We start from the raw sequence: 20,422 nt of genomic DNA, 5'->3' as shown, positions 1-20,422 counted from the left end.
GCAGCCGCCGGCGGTCGGATTTGCGGATTATCCCGCACATCGCCGGCCGGCCGGCCTCACCATTGCAGTCCCGCACGAAAACAACCGAACCTTCGTCCAAGACCGCCTCACGCCTCCTTGCTGTACCGCCCTCGCCTCGCTAGGTGTGCGCGGCACAAATTGAGGAGATCGGCCAGATGGAGCTTGCGGCAGAAGCAGGCGGGTCGGTGCTGGCGGCTCGCTATGTCGCCCGCATGGCTGCCGGCGACATCGCCCCCGATGCCGGCCAGGCCAAGGTGGTCTCGGCGCTCGCCGCGCTGGAGCAGCGCATCGCGACGCGGCGCCTGGCCCGCAAGTCGTCGGCGCTGGGCTGGCTGTTCGCCAAGCGGGACGTGCAGCAGCCGCCGCCGCGCGGGCTCTACATCCATGGCTCGGTCGGGCGCGGCAAGACGATGCTGGTCGATCTGTTCTATGAATGCGTCGCCGTGCGCAAGCGCAAGCGCCGGGCGCATTTCCATGAATTCATGGCCGATGTCCACGCCCGTATCTTCCAGGTGCGCAACGACATGAAGGCCGGCAGGCTCAAGGACGCCGATCCCATTTCCGTCGTCGCCAAGGCGCTGGCGGAAGAGGCGTGGCTGCTGTGCTTCGACGAGTTCCACGTCACCGACATCACCGATGCGATGATCCTCGGCCGGCTGTTCGAGAAGCTGTTCGACGCCGGCGTCGTCATCGTCGCCACCTCCAACGTAGCGCCGGAAAACCTCTATGAGGGCGGGCTCAACCGCGCTTTGTTCCTGCCTTTCATCAAGCTGATCGAAGCGCATATGGACGTGGTGCGCATCGATTCGCCAACCGACTACCGAATGGAGAAGCTCGGCGGCGCCCGCATCTGGTATGTGCCCGGCGAGCATGGCACCCCGGCGGAAATCGACCGCGAGGTCGAGAAGATCTGGCACCGCCTTGCCGGCGTCGATGGCGGCGCCCCGGCGATCGTGGTCTCCGGCGGGCGAAATCTCCGCGTGCCGAAGGCCGGCGGCGGCGCCGCGCGCTTCACCTTCGCCGATCTGTGCGAGGCACCGCTCGGCGCCTCCGACTATCTGCGCCTTGCCCGCAGCTATCATACGCTGGTCATCGAGCATGTGCCGGTATTGGAACAGGATCGGCGCAACGAAGCCAAGCGCTTCATCACCCTGATCGACGAGCTCTACGACAAGGGCGTCAAGCTGGTCGCCTCGGCGGAGGCGGAGCCGGACGACCTCTATCGCGGCACCCAGGGCGCCGAGGCCTTCGAATGGGCGCGCACCGTCTCGCGCCTGCACGAGATGCGCTCGGCCGATTACCTCGCCCGTCCGCATGGACGCGGCGATTCCCAGGCCAGTGGCGATACCACCGGCCTCGTCGAGACCTGATCGGCGAGGCGGAAAGCCGGACGGCGGATCGCAGGAGCGCAGGAGCGCAGCCATGACGCATCACGGACCCGCCAGCGCCCCGGACCGGCACCGCATCCGGCATCATTGCGCCCTCACCGGCGCCATCGTCTCCGAGCATGATGGCGAGCGGCTGGACATGCTGCGTCCGGCGCTCGCCGCCCATATCCGTGCCGCCCACCCGGACATCGCCGACGACGCCTTCATCTCCCGCGAGGCGCTCGCGGCCGAGCGCGCCAACATGATCGCCGAGACGCTGCAGGCCGAGCGCGGCGACCTCTCGCAGATCGAGCGCGACGTCATCGAGAGCCTCGCCCGCCACGAGACCCTCGCCGAAAACGTCGAGGAGGAGCTGGACGAGAACCGCACCCTCGGCGAGCGCGCCGCCGACCACATCGCCAGCTTCGGCGGCAGCTGGACCTTCATCATCGGCTTCTGCGGGCTGCTGGTGGTGTGGATGATCGTCAACACCGCGCTGCTCGCCGCCGGTGCCTTCGATCCCTACCCGTTCATCCTGCTCAATCTCGTGCTCTCCTGCATCGCCGCCCTGCAGGCGCCGGTCATCATGATGAGCCAGAAGCGGCAGGAGGCGAAGGACCGCAGGCGCTCGGAGAACGACTACCGCGTGAATCTCAAGGCGGAGCTGGAGATCCGGCATCTGCAGGAGAAGATCGACCACATGCTGACGCGGCAGTGGGAGCGCCTCGCCGAGATCCAGTCGATCCAGATCGAGCTGATGGAAGAGGTGCTCCAGCGCCGTCGCTGACCCTTTTGCAGCGTTCCGCAAGTCTCCGACCGCCCGTGTCATTGGTCTGTCATCGGCCCGTCATCGCATCTTGCCGGAGCCCGATGATCGTCGCGCGATCACGCGATAGTTATGCGGAAAACAGAGAGCAGGTATTCGGCATGCCATATGCCAGGAACATCGTCGTAAAGTCGTAGACGTCAATGTTTACACTACCGGCCATCCTCGCTTGAACCCTCCGGCGAGAAGCGTTATCGGAAGCCGGCGCGGCACTTCGCCGCCCTATCCCACGGAACGTCAGGAAATCTCATGGCTCGAGCAAAGATTGCACTGATCGGGGCCGGTCAGATCGGGGGCACGCTCGCCCTCCTCACGGGTCTCAAGGAACTTGGGGACATCGTCCTCTTCGACGTGGTCGAAGGCGTTCCGCAGGGCAAAAGCCTCGACATCGCCGAAGCGAGCCCGGTGCTCGGCTTCGATGCCGCCTATACCGGCGTCAACAGCTATGAGGCGATCGCGGGTGCCGACGTCATCATCGTCACCGCCGGCGTGCCGCGCAAGCCGGGCATGAGCCGCTCCGACCTCCTCGACATCAATCTGAAGGTCATGCAGCAGGTCGGCGCGGGCATCAAGGAATATGCCCCCGACGCCTTCGTGATCTGCATCACCAACCCGCTCGACGCCATGGTGTGGGCGCTGCAGAAGGCCTCCGGCCTGCCGACCAACAAGGTCGTCGGCATGGCCGGCGTGCTGGATTCAGCCCGCTTCCGCTACTTCCTCGCCGACGAGTTCAAGGTCTCGGTGGAGGACGTCACCGCCTTCGTGCTCGGCGGCCACGGCGACGACATGGTGCCGCTGGTGCGCTATTCCGGCGTTGCCGGCATCCCGCTGCCGGACCTGGTCAAGATGGGCTGGACGACGCAGGAAAAGGTCGACGCCATCGTCGAGCGCACCCGCAAGGGCGGCGGCGAGATCGTCAACCTGCTGAAGACCGGCTCGGCCTTCTACGCCCCGGCGGCTTCGGCGATCGAAATGGCGGCGTCCTATCTGCGCGACAAGAAGCGGTTGCTGCCCTGCGCCGCCTATCTGTCGGGCGAGTACGGCCTCGACGGCCTCTATCTCGGCGTGCCGGTGCTGATCGGCGCCGGCGGCGTGGAGAAGATCGTCGAGATCGCCCTCGATGCCAACGAGCAGGCCATGCTCGACAAGTCGGTCGCCTCGGTGAAGGAACTGATCGCCGAGTGCCAGAAGATCGCGCCCGGCCTCGCGGCGTGACGCGCTTGCAATCTCCGGCGGCATCTGGTCGCCGGGGATTGCGGTACCTATCTTGCTTGTGCCGATGAGGCCGGGCGACGTGGTTGCGCCGAGGCCGTCGTGTCTCGGTCAAGATCGGGCGAGATCATCGTTTTTTGCAGGCCCGCGCCGCAATCTCGCGGCATTCATGACGTCAAGACGAGCCTATATAGACTGAAGACCACAGCTTTCGTCCCCATAACGGGGCATCGTACCGGTCCTTGTGTCGCCAGGCAGGATGACCGGCCGGTGAGAAAGCGCCTCCACCGGACCACAGCGGTCCCTCAGGAGCCGACAATGTCGCGCGCGGACACGAACGAAGCCTTCCTGAACACCTCCTTCCTCTACGGCGCCAATGCGGCCTGGATCGAGCAGCTCTACGCCAGCTATGAAGCCGATCCCACCTCGGTCGATCCCGAGTGGCAGGCCTTCTTCGCGGCGCTGAAGGATTCGCCCGCCGACGTCGAGAAGAGCGCCCGCGGCGCCTCCTGGAAGCGGGACAACTGGCCGCTCACTGCCAATGGCGAGTTGGTCTCCGCCCTCGACGGCAACTGGATCGAGGTCGAGAAGACGGTCGGCAAGAAGGTCGAGGCCAAGACCGTCGAGAAGGCGCAGAAGGCCGGTGTCGAGCTCTCCTCCGCCGAGGTGCAGCAGGCCACCCGCGATTCCGTCAAGGCGCTGATGATGATCCGCGCCTACCGCATGCGCGGCCACCTTCACGCCCGGCTCGATCCGCTGGGTCTGGAGCCGGAGCATCCCGCGCCCGAGCTCGACCCCGCCTCCTACGGCTTCACCACGCAGGCCGATCTCGACCGGCCGATCTTCATCGACCATGTGCTCGGGCTCGAATTCGCCACCGTCCGCCAGATGGTGTCCATCCTCCAGCGCACCTACTGCAACACGCTCGGCGTGGAGTTCATGCACATCTCCTCGCCCGAGGAGAAGGCGTGGATCCAGGAGCGCATCGAGGGCGTCGACAAGGAGATCTCCTTCACCCGCGAGGGCAAGAAGGCCATCCTCAACAAGCTGGTCGAGGCCGAGGGCTTCGAGAAGTTCCTCGACGTCCGCTACACCGGCACCAAGCGCTTCGGCCTCGACGGCGGCGAGAGCCTGATCCCGGCGCTCGAGCAGATCATCAAGCGCGGCGGCCAGCTCGGCGTCACCGACATCGTGTTCGGCATGGCTCATCGCGGCCGCCTCAACACGCTGACCCAGGTGATGGGCAAGCCGCACCGCGCGCTGTTCCACGAGTTCAAGGGCGGCTCTTGGGCCCCCGACGAGGTCGAGGGCTCCGGGGACGTGAAGTACCATCTCGGCGCCTCCTCGGACCGCGAGTTCGACGGCAACAAGGTGCATCTGTCGCTCACCGCCAACCCGTCGCATCTCGAAATCGTCGACCCGGTGGTGCTCGGCAAGTGCCGCGCCAAGCAGGACGCGTTGGGCGACACCGAGCGCGTGCAGGTGCTGCCGCTGCTGCTGCACGGCGACGCCGCCTTCGCCGGCCAGGGCGTGGTGGCCGAGTGCCTCGGTCTGTCCGGGCTGAAGGGTCACCGCACCGGCGGCTCGATCCACTTCATCATCAACAACCAGATCGGCTTCACCACCTATCCGCGCTTCTCGCGCTCCTCGCCCTATCCGTCGGACGTCGCCAAGACCATCGAGGCGCCGATCTTCCACGTGAACGGCGACGACCCGGAGGCGGTGACCTTCGCCGCCAAGATCGCTATCGAGTTCCGCCAGCGCTTCCGCAAGCCGGTGGTCATCGACATGTTCTGCTACCGCCGCTTCGGCCACAATGAAGGCGACGAGCCCGCCTTCACCCAGCCGCTGATGTACAAGGCGATCAAGCAGCACCCGTCGACGCTGGAGATCTACTCGAAGAAGCTCGCGGCCGAGGGCGTCGTCGACGCCGCCGAATTCGACCGCATGAAGGCCGACTGGCGCGCGCGCCTCGACGCCGAATACGACGCCGGCCAGGCTTACAAGCCGAACAAGGCCGACTGGCTCGACGGCCGCTGGGCCGGCCTCAAGGCCGCCGCCGACGCCGACGATCCGCGCCGCGGCAATACCGGCGTCGCCATCGACGAGCTGAAGGAAATCGGCACCCGGATCACCACCGTGCCGGAGGGCTTCCAGGTCCACCGCACCATCCAGCGCTTTCTCGATTCCCGCCGCAAGGCGATCGTCGAGGACGGCGCCGGTATCGACTGGTCGACCGCCGAGGCGCTGGCCTTCACCACGCTGCAGCTCGACGGCCACCCGGTGCGCCTGTCCGGCCAGGATTGCGAGCGCGGCACCTTCTCGCAGCGCCATTCGGTGCTGATCGACCAGCAGAACGAGGACCGCTACACGCCGTTCAACCATGTGCGGGAGGGCCAGGCGCACTACGAGGTCATCAACTCGATGCTCTCGGAAGAGGCGGTGCTCGGCTTCGAATACGGCTACTCGCTCTCCGAGCCCAATGCGCTGGTGCTGTGGGAGGCGCAGTTCGGCGACTTCGCCAATGGCGCGCAGGTGGTGTTCGACCAGTTCCTGTCCTCCGGCGAGCGCAAGTGGCTGCGCATGTCCGGCCTGGTCTGCCTGCTGCCGCACGGCTATGAGGGCCAGGGGCCGGAGCATTCCTCCGCCCGTCTCGAGCGCTATCTGCAGATGTGCGCCGAGGACAACATGCAGGTCGCCAACCTGACGACGCCGGCAAACTACTTCCATGCCCTGCGCCGCCAGCTGAAGCGCGACTTCCGCAAGCCGCTGATCCTGATGACGCCGAAAAGCCTGCTGCGCCACAAGCGGGCGGTCTCGACGCTGGCGCAGTTCGGCGCCGGCACCACCTTCCACCGCGTGCTGTGGGACGACGCCCAGAACGAGCATGTGGTGAAGGGGCCGGAATCGGTCACGCTTCAGGCCGACGACAAGATCCGCCGCGTCGTGCTGTGCTCGGGCAAGGTCTATTACGACCTGTTCGAGGAGCGCGAGCGCCGCGGCATCGACGACATCTATCTGATGCGCATCGAGCAGTTGTTCCCGTTCCCGCTCAAGACGCTGGTGCAGGAATTGTCGCGCTTCAAGCAGGCGGAGATCGTCTGGTGCCAGGAAGAGCCGAAGAACCAGGGTGCCTGGGCCTTCGTGCAGCCTTATCTGGAATGGGTGCTGGAGCAGGCGAGTTCGGCCTCGGCGCGGCCGCGTTATGCCGGCCGGCCGGCCTCGGCGGCCACCGCCACCGGCCTGATGTCGAAGCACCTCGCCCAGCTCAAGGCATTCCTTGCCGACGCGCTGGACTGAGGCGCCTCGGATTGCACGGGCCGCATTGACGAACGAGGGAGCGCCGGCCACGCGGTCGGCTAATGGGTAGGTAAGGGAAAACGAGCATGGCCACCGAGATCCGCGTTCCGACGCTGGGCGAATCGGTCACCGAGGCGACCATCGGCAAGTGGTTCAAGAAGGCTGGCGATGCCGTCGCCGCCGACGAGCCGATTGTCGAGCTTGAGACCGACAAGGTCACGATCGAGGTGCCGGCTCCCGCTGCCGGCGTGCTGTCCGAGATCGTCGCCAAGGATGGCGAGACCGTCGGCGTCGGCGCGCTGCTCGGTTCGATCGGCGCCGGTTCGGGCGCCCAGGCCGCGGCTCCGGCTGCGGCGGCCACGGCGGCTCCCGCGCCGGCCAAGACCGAGGCGCCCAAGACCGAAGCGCCCAAGCCGGCTCCGGCTCCCGTCGCCGCCGCCGCCCCGGCCGGTGCGAACGGCCCGGCGGTCGCCAAGCTCGCCGCCGAGACCGGCATCAACCCGGCCCTGCTCGCCGGCTCCGGCAAGGACGGCCGCGTGACCAAGGGCGACATGCTCGCCGCCATCTCCGCCCCGCCTGCCGCCGCGCCCGCCGTTCAAGCGCCCGCTGCGCCGGTCGTCGCCCGCGTGCCCTCGACGCCGGGCGACGCGGTCCGCGAGGAGCGGGTCAAGATGACCAAGCTGCGCCAGACCATCGCCAAGCGGCTGAAGGACGCGCAGAACGCCGCCGCCATGCTCACCACCTTCAACGATGTCGACATGTCGGCGGTGATGAGCCTACGCGCGCAGTACAAGGACGTGTTCGAGAAGAAGCACGGCGTGAAGCTCGGCTTCATGGGCTTCTTCACCAAGGCGGTCATCCAGGCGCTGAAGGACGTGCCGGAGGTGAACGCCGAGATCGACGGCCAGGACCTGATCTACAAGAACTACTACAATATCGGCATCGCGGTCGGTACCGATAAGGGCCTGGTGGTTCCGGTGGTGCGCGACGCCGATGCGCTCTCCATCGCCGGCATCGAGAAGACGATCTCCGGCTATGGCCGCAAGGCGCGCGACGGCAAGCTCGGCATCGACGACATGCAGGGCGGCACCTTCACCATCACCAATGGCGGCATCTACGGCTCGCTGATGTCGACGCCGATCCTCAATGCGCCGCAGTCCGGCATTCTCGGCATGCACCGCATCGAGGAGCGCCCGGTGGCGATCAAGGGCCAGGTCGTCATCCGGCCTATGATGTATCTGGCGCTGAGCTACGATCACCGCATCGTCGACGGCAAGGGTGCGGTCACCTTCCTCGTCCGCGTCAAGGAAGCTCTGGAAGATCCGACCCGCCTCGTGCTGGACCTGTGATCGCAACTCACTGAGGCGGAGGGGGCGTTGAGCTATCTCGGCGAATTCGCGACCATCATGGCCGTGTTCGCGGTGGTGATCGTGGCGCCGGGGGCGGATTTCGCCCTCGTCGTGCGCCAGAGCGTGGTGCATGGCCGCCGCGCGGCGCTGGTCACCAGCTTCGGCATCGGCGCCTCGCTCCTCTTCCACATCAGCTACACCATTCTCGGCATCGGGCTGGTGGTCTCGCAGTCGCTGGCGCTGTTCGCGCTGATCAAGTGGTGCGGCGTCGCCTATCTGGTCTATCTCGGCATCCGCTCCTTCTTCGAGAAGCCGTTCAGCCTCGACGAGACCGCGTTGGCCGGTGAGGCCAGGGCCGCTCGCCGCTTGTCGCTGCCGATGTGCTTCGGCATGGGCTTCCTCACCAATGCGCTGAATCCCAAGCCGGTGCTGTTCTTCCTGTCGCTGTTCTCGGCGCTGGTCAGCCACGAGACGCCGGCCGCCGTCACCTTCCTGTATGGCATCGGCATGGCGGCGGCGCTGATCGCCTGGTTCGCCGGCGTCACGCTGTTCTTCACCAATCCCGCCGTGCGGGCACGCTTCGCGGCGGGCGGTCGCTGGTTCAACCGGATCACCGGGGCGACCTTCGTGCTGCTCGGCCTACGCCTTGCCGCCCAGAAGGCCGGCTGATCGCTTTCGGAATTCAAGGAAACCTCCATGTCCTACGACCTGATCGTCATCGGCACCGGCCCGGGCGGCTATGTCTGCGCCATCCGCGCCTCGCAGCTCGGCCTCAAGGTCGCGGTGGTGGAGAAGCGCGCCACCTTCGGCGGCACCTGCCTCAATGTCGGCTGCATCCCCTCCAAGGCGCTGCTGCACGCCTCCGAGCTGTTCGAGGAGGCCGGCCACTCCTTTGCCAATATGGGCATCGTGGTCGACAAGCCGAAGCTCGACCTGCCGGCGCTGCTCGGCTTCAAGGACAAGGCGGTGGACGGCAACACCAAGGGTGTCGCCTTCCTGATGAAGAAGAACAAGATCGACACCTATCACGGCACCGCCACCATTTCGGCACCCGGCAAGGTGGAGGTCGCCCTCGCCGACGGCGGCGCGCAGACGCTTGAGAGCACGGCCATCGTCATCGCCACCGGCTCGGATGTGGCGAAGCTGCCGGGCATCGAGATCGACGAGACCCGCATCGTCTCCTCCACCGGCGCCATCGCGCTGGAAAAGGTGCCGGGCAAGCTGATCGTGGTCGGCGCCGGCGTCATCGGGCTTGAGCTCGGCTCGGTGTGGCGCCGCCTCGGCGCCGAGGTGACGGTCGTCGAGTATCTCGACCGCATCCTGCCGGGCATGGATGGCGAGGTCGCCAAGTCGTTCCAGCGCATCCTCGAAAAGCAGGGCATCGCCTTCAAGCTCGGCGCCAAGGTCACCGGCGTCGACACCTCCGGCGCCACGCTGAAGGCCTCCATCGAGCCCGCCGCCGGCGGCGCCGCCGAGACGCTGGAAGCCGATGTGGTGCTGGTCGCCATCGGCCGCGTCGCCTACACCGAAGGCCTCGGCCTGGAGGCGCTCGGCGTCGAGACCGACAAGCGCGGCCGCGTGGTCACCGACCATTATTTCCGCACCAACGTTCCCGGCATCTTCGCCATCGGCGACGCCATTGCCGGCCCGATGCTGGCCCACAAGGCCGAGGACGAGGGCGTCGCCATCGCCGAGCTGCTCGCCGGCCAGGCCGGGCACGTGAATTACGATGTCATTCCGGGCGTGGTCTACACCTCGCCGGAAGTCGCCTCGGTCGGCAAGACCGAGGAGGAGCTGAAGGCGGCCGGCATCGACTACAAGGTCGGCAAGTTCCCGTTCCTGGCCAATGGCCGCGCCAAGGCCAACGACCAGACCGAGGGCTTCGTGAAGATCCTCGCCGACGCCGCCACCGACAAGGTGCTCGGCGCCCATATCATCGGCGTCGAGGCCGGCGAGATGATCCACGAATGCGCGGTGCTGATGGAGTTCGGCGGCTCCTCCGAGGACCTCGCCCGAACCTGCCACGCCCACCCCACCCGCTCAGAGGCGGTGAAGGAAGCGGCGATGGCGGTGGAAAAGCGCGCCATCCATATGTGAGGCCGCGGCCTCGGCCCCGAAGCCTCAACCCGTCAACGAAAACGGCCCGGAGAATGTCTCTCCGGGCCGTTCCGTTTTGGCGGGGGGACGAGCAGGATCAGGTGCCCTGCGAACTGGTCGTCGGCTGCTTCACCGAGGCATGGCCCGGCGTGCAGTCGGCAAACGCGGCGCCCGAAACGGCCACCGTGAGGGAAAGCGCACACAGGGCCGTCACGATCTTCTTCATGTCAGATCTCCTCTGGCTATTAAACCGCAGCCAGTCTACGCAGGATCTTCCTGATGAAAAGTGCGGCGGTGGTGCCAGATGACCTAAAGTCAGGCAAATCACCCTGGTCTCACGCAGGCGTGTAGGTCAGCGCCTCGATCTTCCAGCCGTCAGGATCGAGCAGGAACGCCGCATAATACCCCTCGCCGTAATGCGGCCGCAGCCCTGGCGCCCCGCCGTCGCTGCCGCCATGGGTGAGGCCGGCGGCGTGAAAGGTCCGCACCGCCTCGCGGTCCGGCGCCAGCAGGCAGAAATGGCAGCCGGGCTGCGGCGTCACCATGCCGGCGCGGCGCTGGATCCAGAACGGCGCCGCCCCCGCTGCGCCATCCGGCGAGGGCGCTTCCCCCGGCCGCCCCCAGCAGGCGGCCCCGCCGCCCGGATCCTGCGAAGCGTCGTAGTGGCGTACCCGCACGAAGCCGAGCGGCGCCAGCACCGCGTCGTAGAACGCCACCGAACGCGCGAGATCGCCGACCCCGATCGACATGTGGTCGATCATCGGCAGGATCGGCTGCAGCGTCGCCGTCAACCGGTCGTCCATGCTCACCCTCCCTTGCCGCTCCTCTCGCCCAGAGTGGCGCGCGGATGTGCCGCCCGCCAGCTCGCCATCAGCGCCGAGGCGTCGACGGCGGCGTAGATCTGCGTGGTGGAAAGCGAGGCATGGCCGAGAAGTTCCTGGATCGAGCGCAGATCGCCGCCGCGCGCCAGCAGATGCGTGGCGAAGGAGTGGCGCAGCGCATGCGGCGTCGCCGAATCCGGCAGCCCCAGCGCCCCGCGCAGCTGCTCCACCACCCGCTGCACGATGCGCGGCGACAGCGGCCCGCCCTTCTCGCCGACGAACAGCGGCCCGCCGAGCTCCAGCGCGAACGGGCAGGCCTGCACATAGGCGGCGATGGCCTGCAGCACATTGGACAGAACCGGCACCATGCGGGTCTTGCCGCCCTTGCCGGTGACGGTGATGTGGTCGCCCTCCCCCGGCGCCGGCATCTCCCGCCGCCTGAGGCCCAGCGCCTCGGAAATGCGCAGGCCGGAGCCGTAGAGCAGCGCCAGCACCGCCGCGTCGCGCTGGAGCACCCAGGTCTCGCGCGCCTCGCCGGCGCGAAGGTCGGGATCGGCGAGCTTCCTGGCGTCGGCCACCGAGATCGGCCGCGGCAGCGTGCGGGCGATGCGCGGCGCGCGCACCGCCGTCAGCGCCCCCACCTTGCCCAGCCCCTCGCGCTCGAGGTGCCGGCCGAAGGAGCGCGCGGCGGCGAGGAAGCGCATCTGCGTGCGAGGCTCGATGCCCTCCGCCCGCTTGGCGGCGATCACCGCCCGCACGTCGCGCGGCGCCAGCGCCTCGAAGGCGGCAAGGTCCGGCGGCGCGTCGAGATGCCGTGCCAGATGGCCGAGGAAACCCGTCATGTCGCGGGCATAGGCCTCGCGGGTCTTGGCCGAGAGCCGCCGCTCATTGCCGAGCCGTGCCAGCCAGCCCTTCAGCGCCGCCGCCACGTCCGGGGCCGCGCCGGCGAGCAGCGCCAGCTCCGCCCGCGCCGCTCTCTCGCTGTCGGTCATCGCCATGGCGCGCGGTTCCTCCTCGTTTCGTCCGGCAAACATGCCATATGTGGCTTAATGAAAGCTCCGATTCCCGATCCAGCCGCCCGCGTCGCCATGGCTTCCGATTAAATGGCTTTTGAACCACCCGCCGACATGTTCTCCGGCGCCATCGAGACCGTCGACGTGCTGCTGCCCGTCGCGGTGGGCTCGGCCTATTCCTATCGCGTGCCGGAAGGCATGCAGCTTGCGCCCGGCGACGTGGTGGTGGTGCCGCTCGGGCCACGCAACATTCTCGGCTGCGTCTGGCCGCGCGATCCCGCCGCCGTGGCGAAGCCGGTCGATCCGGCGAAGCTGAAGCCGGTGATCCGCAAATATGCCGCCCCGCCGCTGTCGGCACAGATGATCGCCTTCATCGAGTGGATGGCGGACTACACCGTCTCGTCGCCCGGCATGGTGCTGCGCCTTGCGCTCCGGCATGACGAGGCCGCCGGTCCGCAGCGCGAGCGCGTCGGGGTGCGGCTCACCGACAAGCGGCCGGAGCGCCGCACGAGCGCGCGCGAGAAGGTCGTCGAGGCGCTGGCCGATGGCTTCCTGCGCCCCAAGGGCGATGCCGCCCGCGAGGCCGGCGTCTCGCCCTCGGTGGTGGACGGCCTGATCGACGAGGGGGTGCTGGAGACCGTCACCCTGCCGCCCGAGCCCGCCGCCGAGCCGCCGGACCCCGATCACGCGGTGCCCGAGCTGCTGCCCGGCCAGCAGGCGGCGGCGGATGTCCTGCGCGAGGCGGTGGCGGCGCATGAGTTCCGCGTGCATCTGCTGGATGGCGTCACCGGCTCCGGCAAGACCGAGACCTATTTCGAGGGTGTGGCGCAGGCGATCCGCGACGGCCGGCAGGTGCTGATCCTGATGCCGGAAATCGCCCTGACGCAGGCTTTCCTCGACCGCTTCGCCCGGCGTTTCGGCGTCGTCCCGGCGCAGTGGCATTCGGCGGTCGGCACCAAGCGCCGCGCCCGCGTCTTCGCCGGCGTCGCCTCCGGCGAGGTCAGCGTGGTGGCCGGCGCCCGCTCGGCGCTGTTCCTGCCCTACCGCGATCTCGGCCTGGTCATCGTCGATGAGGAGCATGACAGCGCCTACAAGCAGGAGGACGGCGTCCACTACCACGCCCGCGACATGGCGGTGGTGCGCGCCCGGCTCGCCGGCGCGCCGGTGGTGCTCGCCTCGGCGACGCCATCGCTCGAGACCGAGGTGAATGGCCGACGTGGCCGCTACCGCCGCCTCGCGCTGCCGGAACGCTTCGCCGGCACCCGGGTGCCGCGGCTGGAGCCCATCGACATGCGCCGCGAAGGGCCGCCCAAGGGCCGCTGGATCGCCCCGCGCCTCGTCGCCGACATCACCGACACGGTGGCGCGCGGCGGGCAGGCGCTGCTGTTCCTCAACCGCCGCGGCTACGCCCCGCTCACGCTGTGCCGCTCCTGCGGCCATCGCATCCGCTGCCCCTCCTGCTCGTCCTGGCTGGTCGAGCACCGCTTCCGCCGCCGGCTCGAATGCCATCAATGCGGCTATGCGAGCCCGGTGCCGGAGGCCTGCCCCTCCTGCCACGAGCCGAACAGCCTCATTCCCTGCGGTCCCGGCGTCGAGCGGCTGCATGAGGAAATCGCCGCGCTGATGCCGGACGCACGCATACAGGTGCTGTCCTCCGATCTCGCCGGCGGCGTCGAGCGATTGCGCGCCGAGATCAAGGCCATCGAAGATGGCGAGGTGGACGTGATTGTCGGCACTCAGCTGGTCGCCAAGGGCCACAATTTCCCCGGCCTCGCCCTTGTCGGCGTCGTCGATGCCGATGTGGGACTGGGGCACGGCGATCCCCGCGCGGCCGAGCGCACCTTCCAGCTGCTGCACCAGGTCGCCGGCCGCGCCGGCCGTCACAAGCTGGAAGGCCGCGCCCTGCTGCAAACCTACATGCCCGAGCACCCGGTGATGCAGGCGCTGATCGCTGGCGACCGCGACGCCTTTTACGACCGCGAGATCGGGGTGCGCGAGGAGGCCGGCCTGCCGCCCTTCGCCCGCTTCTGCGCCCTCGTCGTGTCGGCGAACGAGCAGCACGAGGCGCAGCGCCATGCCCAGGCGCTCGCCGCCTCGGCGCCGATCGTCGAGGGCGTGCGCGTGCTCGGCCCGGCCGAGGCGCCGATCTCGCTGCTGCGCGGGCGCCACCGGCTGCGATTGCTGGCGCGCGCGCCCCGCGCCTTCGATCTCTCGAACTATGTACGCGACTGGATGGCGTCGGCGCCGCGCCCGCGCGGCAATGTGAAGGTGGAGATCGACATCGATCCGCAGAGCTTCCTGTAATTCGAGAGCTTCCAGTGATCCGCCCGAACCACCGCAGCGCGTCATGACAGCGGCGGCGATTCCTGCTCACAATGCGGCATCAGCCGCCGTCAAGCTTCTGCCGTCACGCCTCTGCGCTCCGCCTCTGCTGCTTGAGGACGCTCCGCCGATGATGAGCATTCCGTTTTTCGGCCTGTTCGCCGGGCTGGTGCTCGCCATCGCCGGCTGGCGCGGCACCGCCATGCTGGCCTGGGCGCTGTCGATGACCGTGCTGGCGCTGCTGTTCCGCCAGCACGCCACCGACGCGCTGAACATCGTGCTGTGAGAGGCGTCGATGAGCACCGGCCCCGCGATTCTCGATCCCGCCCGCTCGCGGCTCTTGAACACGCTCGGCCTGTTCGCCGTGGCGGCGGTGCTGCTCTTCGCCCTGCTCGACCAGATCCTCTATCGCGACCTGCCCTGCCCGCTCTGCATCCTGCAGCGGGTCGGCTTCTGCGGCGTCGGCCTCGGCCTGGCCCTGAACCTGCGATTCGGAGCGCGGCCGAGCCACTACGCCGTCGCCATCCTCTCGGCGATGGCCGGCGCCCTGGTCTCGGTGCGGCAGGTGCTGCTGCATATCGTGCCCGGCACCGGCAGCTATGGCGACGCGCTGCTCGGCCTGCATTTCTATTCATGGGCGCTGCTGCTCTATGTCGTCATCATCGGCGGCTGCGCCGTCCTGCTGATGTTCGATCGCCAGTTCGACGTCCCATCCCCGGACGCCCGGCCATCCGGCACCCTCGCCATGGCGGCGCTGGTGCTGATGGCGGCGCTGACCTTCGTCAATGGCATCTCCACCGTGCTCGAATGCGGCGCCGGCCTCTGCCCGGACGATCCGACCGGCTATGAGTTGCTGCCCGCCCACCCCGCGACGCCCTGAACCCCGCGGCAGCAAGCCCAGGCCCGCGACAAAGCACGGCTGCGGCGCACTTTCGTCATATTGACGTTGGCGCGGCGGACGCCTAGCTTCACCGGCATGACGACGACGATGACCAGCAAGCGCATCCGCGAGGGGCGGCGAATTCGCCGCCCGGCCGATTTTATCGGCCGGGTTTCCTGACCCCTGCTTGCCGATCCGTTCGGCCGGGAGGTCTGACGCGCCTGCCCTTCCCTCGTCATTCGCGGACCCGCTGCCATGACTGCCCCTAGCCTGAATCACGGTCTTCTTCGCCATCGCCTCGTGGTGGAGGCCGATGCCCATCCCAATCTCATGCTCCGCCTGCTCGAACCCTTCGCCGTGCACGACGTGCAGCCCACCAGGCTGCGCATGGACGGCCCGGCCGACGGCGTCATCGACATGGCCGATCTCGGGCAGATGCGCGCCGAAATCGCCTTCACCGCGCCGGTCGAGGTGGCGGAGCGGCTGTGGTCGCGCATCGATGTGATGGTGCCGGTGCGTTCCTCGCACCTCGTCTCCACCGCCTTCTCGGAAGCGGCGGCCTGAGACATACATGCTCGCACAGCTCGGCGCCCAGCTTGGGGGCATCGCTTTCCTGGTGGCGCCGGTCTTCGGCCTGATCGGCCTCGGCTATGCCGCCAGCCGCGGCGGGCTGCTGCGTGAGAAGGCGGCGGAAGGCCTGTCCGAATATGTGTTCGGCCTCGCCGTGCCGGTGCTCATCTTCAAGACGCTGGCCGAGGCCGAATTGCCGGCCGAAGGCCAGCCCTGGGGCTACTGGATCGCCTATTTCGCCGGCGCCTTCACGGTGTTCGGCCTCGGCATGCTGGCGGCGCGCAAGCTGTTCGGCCGCGACCATACCGAGGCGGTGATCCAGGGCTTCACCTCCGGCCAGGCCAACACCGTCTTCGTCGGCGTGCCGCTCATCCTCAACGCCTTCGGGCCGGAAGGCGCGGTGCCGCTGTTCCTGCTGATCGCCATCCACCTGCCGGTGATGATGGTGGTGGCGACGGTGCTCACCGAGGGCGCCGCCTCCGGCCTCTCCCTCTCCGGATTGAAGAAGCTCGGCCGCCAGCTGGCCTTCAACCCGATCCTGCTCGGCATCTATGCCGGCGGCATCGCCAAGCTGCTCGGCTACATGCCGGGCGGACTGTTGAAGCAGACGCTCGACATGCTGGCCGCGTCCGCCTCGCCCTGCGCGCTGGTCTCGCTCGGCCTGGCGCTGCACCGCTACCCGATCCGCGGCGACCTCGCCCCGGCGGCGCTGATCACCGCGCTGAAGCTGGTGGTGCATCCGGCGCTGGTGTTCGCGCTGGTGCAGGTGCTGCCGATGCCGAAAGTGTGGGCCGACGTCGCGGTGGTGTTCGCGGCGATGCCGTCGGGCATCAACGCCTATCTGCTGGCCCAGCGCTACCGCGTCGGCGTCACCGCCTCGGCGAGCGCGGTGTCGCTGTCGACCGCGCTCAGCCTGTTCACCGTCTCGGTGTGGTTCCTGATTCTCGGCGTCGGCTGAACCCGTCCGAAGTACGGACGAAAATGCGTCGAACGGGCTGCCAGGGTGAAGCCCGCCGCCGGCGGATCGGACGCCGTACGGCGGGGGTCACACCCCTGCCAAGGCCGGATCGATGCCGGCCCCGGATCAGTTCAGCTTCATGCAGTTGGCGTAGAAGGTGGTGGTCGCCGGCCAGTCGGAGAACACGCCGATCACGCCGATGTCGCGCGCCAGCACGTCGAGCAGGCTGAGCGTGTCGCCGTCGCGGTCGGTCACCGACTTGATCGACTGGTAGTAGTAGCCGCCGCCATCCTTCAGCGGGCCGGAGCGCTCCAGCGACCAGGCGATCAGTCCCAGCGACGCCTTCTTGGCTTCCTGCGCATAGAGCGAGGGCACGATCTTGCCGTCCTTGGCGGTCACCAGCATCCACAGCGGCGGGGCGAGGATCTTCACGCCCTTGTCGGCCAGCTCCTGCATGGAGGGCTTCCAGGTCTCGGCCTTCATGTTGTCGAAGCCGGTGTCGGTCTCGTCGCGGCCGTCGAGATAGACCGCCTGGGCGCCGAAGGCCGGCTCGGCCTTCAGCCAGTACAGCACGTCGTCGAGCTGGAACGACTGGGCGTAGACGTCCTTCGGGTCGATGCCGGCCGCCTTGTATTCATTGATGAGCTGCTGGGCATAGTCCTGCTGCGTGTAGCTGCCCTCGAACGGCATCGTCACTTCCGGCGCCTTCAGCTCCGGGGTGAATTTGAGGCCGAGCGACTTGACCAGCTCGATATAGTCCTTGTGCGACATCAGCGTCGCCCGGTCGACATAGAGGTCGGTGCGCCAGCGCGGCGTGGCGTTCATGTAGTCGGCGACGGTGGTGGCGTTGGGGTTGCCGGCATCCATCTTCGGCTTCAGCGAGCGGAACTCGGCGAGCGTCAGGTCGCTGGTGCAGCATTTGGCGCTGGCCTTGCGGCCGGTCACCGGGTCGGCCGGCTGGAAGCCCTGCGAGCATTTCGAGGCGAGTTCCGGACGGGCGAGGATATCGGTGGTGGTATGCAGGTCGCACTGGGCGTGACGGCACACCAGCTCGCGGTCCTTGGTGAAGGCGACGTCGCACTCGATGACGCCGGCGCCCATCTGGGCGGCGGCGAGGTAGCCCTCGCGGGTGTGCTCGGGAAACTGCAGCGGCGCGCCGCGATGCGAGATCGAGAAGTTCTTGGTGGTGAACGGCCCCTTGCACTGCGCCAGCTGGTCCTTCAGCGGGCCGTCCTTCATGGTATCGACCAGATGGAACGGACGCGGGCCGACATCGGCAAGCCGGCTAACTTCCTGCGCGGCGACCGGCGGCACGACGGACAGCGACAGAGCGAGAGCGGCAAGCGGCAGGCGGATCGACATGAACAGCGGCATTGGCGGTTTCCCTTCCCCCGGCAAGTGACGGCGAAGGGATAGCCGCCGCCGATGACATCGGCTTGACGCAGCGCGACAGGTTGCGGGAACGGCGCGGCGATGCCTAGAGCAATGCCCGCAAAAGTGCGCCGCGGGTTTGCGAAAAGAATTGCGTACAAACAAAGCGCTCGAGCGATTCCGGTGAACCGGATTTCGCCGGAACTGCTCTAGCCGAGCGCCATGTTCCGCACCTCGGCGGCGCTCACGCCCCGCGCGCGCAGCTCGCGCAGGCTTTCCGAGCCGATCGATTTGGAAAGCTTGCGCCCTTCGGCGTCCAGCACCAGCGTATGATGGTGATAAAGCGGTTCCGGCAGGTCGAGCAGCCGCTGGAGCAGCCGGTGCACCGAGGTCGCCGCCTTCAGGTCGGTGCCGCGCACCACATGCGTCACGCCTTGCAGCGCATCGTCGACCACGACCGAGAGGTGATAGCTGGTCGGCGTCTCCTTGCGGGCAAGGACGACGTCGCCCCAGGCACCGGGGTCGGCGATCACCGGCTCCGCCACGCCCCATTCCCGCCAGCACAGCCCCCCGCCGGCCCGCGCCACTGCCTGGGCCATGTCGAGCCGCAACGCATGCGGCTGGGAATGGGACGGGGGTTGGAGTTGGGGTTGGGACTCTCCCGCCGCCGGCCCGCCGCGGCCCTCCGCCTCGCCGGTCGCCGCGCGGGCGAACGGGAACAGCGGCGCCCCGTCCGGGTCGCTTGGCCAGCCCGGCCGGGCCGCGACCTCGGCGCGGATCTCGGCACGGCTCTCGAAGCTGGCATAGACGAGGCCCATCGCCTCAAGCCGCTCCAGCGCCGCGCGGTAGGCGTTCATGTGCTCGGATTGCCGGCGCACCGGCTGCTCCCAGTCGAGGCCGAGCCAGGCGAGGTCCTCATAGATCGCCGCCTCGTATTCCGGCCGGCAGCGCGTGGCGTCGATATCCTCGATGCGCAGCAGCAGCCGCCCGCCGGTCTCCCACGCCATCTGCGCGTTGATCAGCGCCGAACGGGCATGGCCGAGATGCAGCCAGCCATTCGGGCTCGGCGCGAAGCGGAAGACGGGGCGGGGATCGGAGCGCGGCATCGACCTTCTCTACGCCAGGAGCGCCGCGCAAGGCGAGAGGGATGCCGGCGAAGCACTCTCATCCCGCCCGCGTCTCCCGCGGGGGGAGCGAGCCACTTATCCGCCGCGACAGTGCTCGTGAGACGGATGCCCGTGCCGCTCCCGGCATGACGCGCGGCGACACCTTCCTTCACCTCTCCCCGTCGGGGAGAGGTCGGCGCGCAGCGCCGGGTGAGGGGGCGAGACGCCCCGACACCTCTCACACGCCCCCGAAACGCGCATGGCCGGGACGAGCCCGGCCATGCTGAAATCAAACACATGGCCGGAACGAGCCCGGCCCCGCTGAAACCAAACACGTGCCGGGCTCATCCCGGCCATGTCGATCCTTCGGAAAGAAAGAAGCCGCCTCAGAACTGGCGGGCGACCATCATCTTCTTGATCTCGGCGATCGCCTTGGCCGGGTTCAGACCCTTCGGGCAGGCCTTGGCGCAGTTCATGATGGTGTGGCAGCGATACAGCCGGAACGGATCCTCGAGGTCGTCGAGCCGCTCGGGGGTCGCCTCGTCGCGGCTGTCGATCAGCCAGCGATAGGCCTGCAGCAGCGCGGCCGGGCCGAGATAGCGGTCGCCGTTCCACCAGTAGCTCGGGCAGGAGGTCGAGCAGCAGGCGCACAGGATGCACTCATACAGCCCGTCAAGCTTCTCGCGGTCCTGGCGGCCCTGCGGCCATTCCTTTTCCGGCGCCGGGGTCTTGGTGTGCAGCCACGGCTCCACCGAGGCGTGCTGGGCGTAGAACTGGGTGAGGTCCGGCACCAGGTCCTTCACCACCGGCATATGCGGCAGCGGGTAGATGTTGACCGACTTCGCCGTCACGTCGTCCATGCTCTTGAGGCAGGCCAGCGTGTTGGTGCCGTCGATATTCATGGCGCAGGAGCCGCAGATGCCCTCGCGGCAGGAGCGGCGGAAGGTCAGCGTCGGGTCGATCTTGTTCTTGATGTAGATCAGGCCATCCAGCACCATCGGCCCGCAATCGTCGCGGTCGACATAATAGGTGTCGACATGCGGGTTCTTGCCGTCATCCGGGTTCCAGCGATAGATGCGGTATTCGGTCAGCCGGTTGGTGCCTTCCGGCTTCGGCCACACCGTGCCGTCGACGAGCTGGGAGTTCTTCGGAAGCGTCAGCTGGACCATGTTCGGCCTTCATCTCCGCTTGCGGCCGCTGCCGCAGGCC

The 20,422-nt window shown here is 68.1% G+C and carries 18 protein-coding genes; 12 read left to right on the top strand and 6 right to left on the bottom strand.

Annotated features, from left to right (window positions below):
- The first annotated feature begins 176 nt into the window (after positions 1-176).
- The 7 genes from zapE (at position 177) to lpdA (ending at position 10,172) form a co-directional block, all read left to right on the top strand.
- A complete protein-coding gene (zapE, locus tag KHC24_RS02410) occupies positions 177-1,391 on the top strand; it encodes a cell division protein ZapE (protein ID WP_213359006.1) in 1,215 nt (404 codons plus the stop codon).
- Between the two features lie 52 nt (positions 1,392-1,443).
- Complete coding sequence (locus KHC24_RS02405) at positions 1,444-2,175, top strand: DUF1003 domain-containing protein (RefSeq protein ID WP_213359004.1); 732 nt, start codon at positions 1,444-1,446, stop codon at positions 2,173-2,175.
- A gap of 288 nt (positions 2,176-2,463) precedes the next feature.
- The gene (gene mdh / locus KHC24_RS02400; RefSeq protein WP_213359002.1) at positions 2,464-3,429 is read left to right on the top strand and encodes a malate dehydrogenase; all 966 of its coding nucleotides are present in this window, start codon (positions 2,464-2,466) and stop codon (positions 3,427-3,429) included.
- Positions 3,430-3,744: 315 nt separating this feature from the next.
- The gene (locus KHC24_RS02395) at positions 3,745-6,726 is read left to right on the top strand and encodes a 2-oxoglutarate dehydrogenase E1 component (protein WP_213359001.1); all 2,982 of its coding nucleotides are present in this window, start codon (positions 3,745-3,747) and stop codon (positions 6,724-6,726) included.
- A gap of 86 nt (positions 6,727-6,812) precedes the next feature.
- Positions 6,813-8,075, top strand: a complete 1,263-nt coding sequence (gene odhB, locus KHC24_RS02390; RefSeq protein WP_213359000.1) for a 2-oxoglutarate dehydrogenase complex dihydrolipoyllysine-residue succinyltransferase — start codon at positions 6,813-6,815, stop codon at positions 8,073-8,075.
- Between the two features lie 27 nt (positions 8,076-8,102).
- The gene (locus KHC24_RS02385) at positions 8,103-8,744 is read left to right on the top strand and encodes a LysE family transporter (protein WP_373878550.1); all 642 of its coding nucleotides are present in this window, start codon (positions 8,103-8,105) and stop codon (positions 8,742-8,744) included.
- 27 nt (positions 8,745-8,771) lie between these two features.
- Positions 8,772-10,172 carry a dihydrolipoyl dehydrogenase gene (lpdA, locus tag KHC24_RS02380; RefSeq protein ID WP_213358999.1) on the top strand — a complete coding sequence of 467 codons (1,401 nt, stop codon included), beginning with the start codon at positions 8,772-8,774 and terminating at the stop codon, positions 10,170-10,172.
- Between the two features lie 97 nt (positions 10,173-10,269).
- Here lpdA and KHC24_RS25380 read toward each other — a convergent pair whose 3' ends face one another.
- The 3 genes from KHC24_RS25380 to KHC24_RS02370 form a co-directional block, all read right to left on the bottom strand.
- A complete protein-coding gene (locus KHC24_RS25380; RefSeq protein WP_271180500.1) occupies positions 10,270-10,398 on the bottom strand; it encodes a hypothetical protein in 129 nt (42 codons plus the stop codon).
- Between the two features lie 109 nt (positions 10,399-10,507).
- Positions 10,508-10,975: a VOC family protein gene (locus KHC24_RS02375; protein WP_373878549.1), complete on the bottom strand. Its 468-nt coding sequence runs from the start codon at positions 10,973-10,975 to the stop codon at positions 10,508-10,510.
- A gap of 2 nt (positions 10,976-10,977) precedes the next feature.
- Positions 10,978-11,991: a tyrosine recombinase XerC gene (locus tag KHC24_RS02370; protein WP_213358998.1), complete on the bottom strand. Its 1,014-nt coding sequence runs from the start codon at positions 11,989-11,991 to the stop codon at positions 10,978-10,980.
- A gap of 105 nt (positions 11,992-12,096) precedes the next feature.
- Here KHC24_RS02370 and KHC24_RS02365 point away from each other — a divergent pair, with 105 nt between their 5' ends.
- The 5 genes from KHC24_RS02365 (at position 12,097) to KHC24_RS02345 (ending at position 16,736) form a co-directional block, all read left to right on the top strand.
- On the top strand, positions 12,097-14,310 hold the full coding sequence (locus KHC24_RS02365) for a primosomal protein N' (protein WP_213358997.1): 2,214 nt from the start codon (positions 12,097-12,099) through the stop codon (positions 14,308-14,310).
- Positions 14,311-14,458: 148 nt separating this feature from the next.
- Complete coding sequence (locus tag KHC24_RS02360) at positions 14,459-14,614, top strand: DUF5993 family protein (protein WP_213358996.1); 156 nt, start codon at positions 14,459-14,461, stop codon at positions 14,612-14,614.
- A 9-nt stretch (positions 14,615-14,623) separates the two neighbouring features.
- The gene (locus tag KHC24_RS02355) at positions 14,624-15,208 is read left to right on the top strand and encodes a disulfide bond formation protein B (protein ID WP_213358994.1); all 585 of its coding nucleotides are present in this window, start codon (positions 14,624-14,626) and stop codon (positions 15,206-15,208) included.
- Positions 15,209-15,463: 255 nt separating this feature from the next.
- Positions 15,464-15,772, top strand: coding sequence for a hypothetical protein (locus KHC24_RS02350; protein ID WP_246546071.1), 309 nt, complete (start codon positions 15,464-15,466; stop codon positions 15,770-15,772).
- Positions 15,773-15,779: 7 nt separating this feature from the next.
- A complete protein-coding gene (locus tag KHC24_RS02345) occupies positions 15,780-16,736 on the top strand; it encodes an AEC family transporter (RefSeq protein ID WP_213358992.1) in 957 nt (318 codons plus the stop codon).
- A 126-nt stretch (positions 16,737-16,862) separates the two neighbouring features.
- On the opposite strand, the gene KHC24_RS02340 is transcribed toward KHC24_RS02345, so the two are convergent.
- The 3 genes from KHC24_RS02340 to KHC24_RS02330 all read right to left on the bottom strand — a co-directional run bounded on the left by KHC24_RS02340 (position 16,863) and on the right by KHC24_RS02330 (position 20,382).
- Positions 16,863-18,110, bottom strand: a complete 1,248-nt coding sequence (locus KHC24_RS02340) for a glycerophosphodiester phosphodiesterase family protein (protein ID WP_213358991.1) — start codon at positions 18,108-18,110, stop codon at positions 16,863-16,865.
- A 206-nt stretch (positions 18,111-18,316) separates the two neighbouring features.
- Entirely contained in the window at positions 18,317-19,213 is an 897-nt protein-coding gene (gene gluQRS, locus KHC24_RS02335) for a tRNA glutamyl-Q(34) synthetase GluQRS (protein ID WP_213358990.1), read from the bottom strand.
- Between the two features lie 386 nt (positions 19,214-19,599).
- Positions 19,600-20,382: a succinate dehydrogenase iron-sulfur subunit gene (locus KHC24_RS02330; RefSeq protein WP_213358989.1), complete on the bottom strand. Its 783-nt coding sequence runs from the start codon at positions 20,380-20,382 to the stop codon at positions 19,600-19,602.
- Positions 20,383-20,422 lie beyond the last annotated feature (40 nt).

The organism is Ancylobacter defluvii, from assembly GCF_018390605.1.
GTDB classification, from domain to species: Bacteria; Pseudomonadota; Alphaproteobacteria; order Rhizobiales; family Xanthobacteraceae; genus Ancylobacter; species Ancylobacter defluvii.
The sequence above is the reverse complement of the archived record's forward strand: the minus strand, read 5'-3'. Positions and strand labels throughout refer to the sequence as shown.

Bases quoted from the DNA above. Each gene is read 5' to 3' on its own strand.
- zapE (WP_213359006.1), top strand. From the start codon at position 177: ATGGAGCTTGCGGCAGAAGCAGGCGGGTCGGTGCTGGCGGCTCGCTAT.
- KHC24_RS02405 (WP_213359004.1), top strand. From the start codon at position 1,444: ATGACGCATCACGGACCCGCCAGCGCCCCGGACCGGCACCGCATCCGG.
- mdh (WP_213359002.1), top strand. From the start codon at position 2,464: ATGGCTCGAGCAAAGATTGCACTGATCGGGGCCGGTCAGATCGGGGGC.
- KHC24_RS02395 (WP_213359001.1), top strand. From the start codon at position 3,745: ATGTCGCGCGCGGACACGAACGAAGCCTTCCTGAACACCTCCTTCCTC.
- odhB (WP_213359000.1), top strand. From the start codon at position 6,813: ATGGCCACCGAGATCCGCGTTCCGACGCTGGGCGAATCGGTCACCGAG.
- lpdA (WP_213358999.1), top strand. From the start codon at position 8,772: ATGTCCTACGACCTGATCGTCATCGGCACCGGCCCGGGCGGCTATGTC.
- KHC24_RS25380 (WP_271180500.1), bottom strand. From the start codon at position 10,398: ATGAAGAAGATCGTGACGGCCCTGTGTGCGCTTTCCCTCACGGTGGCC.
- KHC24_RS02375 (WP_373878549.1), bottom strand. From the start codon at position 10,975: ATGGACGACCGGTTGACGGCGACGCTGCAGCCGATCCTGCCGATGATC.
- KHC24_RS02370 (WP_213358998.1), bottom strand. From the start codon at position 11,991: ATGGCGATGACCGACAGCGAGAGAGCGGCGCGGGCGGAGCTGGCGCTG.
- KHC24_RS02365 (WP_213358997.1), top strand. From the start codon at position 12,097: ATGGCTTTTGAACCACCCGCCGACATGTTCTCCGGCGCCATCGAGACC.
- KHC24_RS02360 (WP_213358996.1), top strand. From the start codon at position 14,459: ATGATGAGCATTCCGTTTTTCGGCCTGTTCGCCGGGCTGGTGCTCGCC.
- KHC24_RS02355 (WP_213358994.1), top strand. From the start codon at position 14,624: ATGAGCACCGGCCCCGCGATTCTCGATCCCGCCCGCTCGCGGCTCTTG.
- KHC24_RS02350 (WP_246546071.1), top strand. From the start codon at position 15,464: ATGACTGCCCCTAGCCTGAATCACGGTCTTCTTCGCCATCGCCTCGTG.
- KHC24_RS02345 (WP_213358992.1), top strand. From the start codon at position 15,780: ATGCTCGCACAGCTCGGCGCCCAGCTTGGGGGCATCGCTTTCCTGGTG.
- KHC24_RS02340 (WP_213358991.1), bottom strand. From the start codon at position 18,110: ATGCCGCTGTTCATGTCGATCCGCCTGCCGCTTGCCGCTCTCGCTCTG.
- gluQRS (WP_213358990.1), bottom strand. From the start codon at position 19,213: ATGCCGCGCTCCGATCCCCGCCCCGTCTTCCGCTTCGCGCCGAGCCCG.
- KHC24_RS02330 (WP_213358989.1), bottom strand. From the start codon at position 20,382: ATGGTCCAGCTGACGCTTCCGAAGAACTCCCAGCTCGTCGACGGCACG.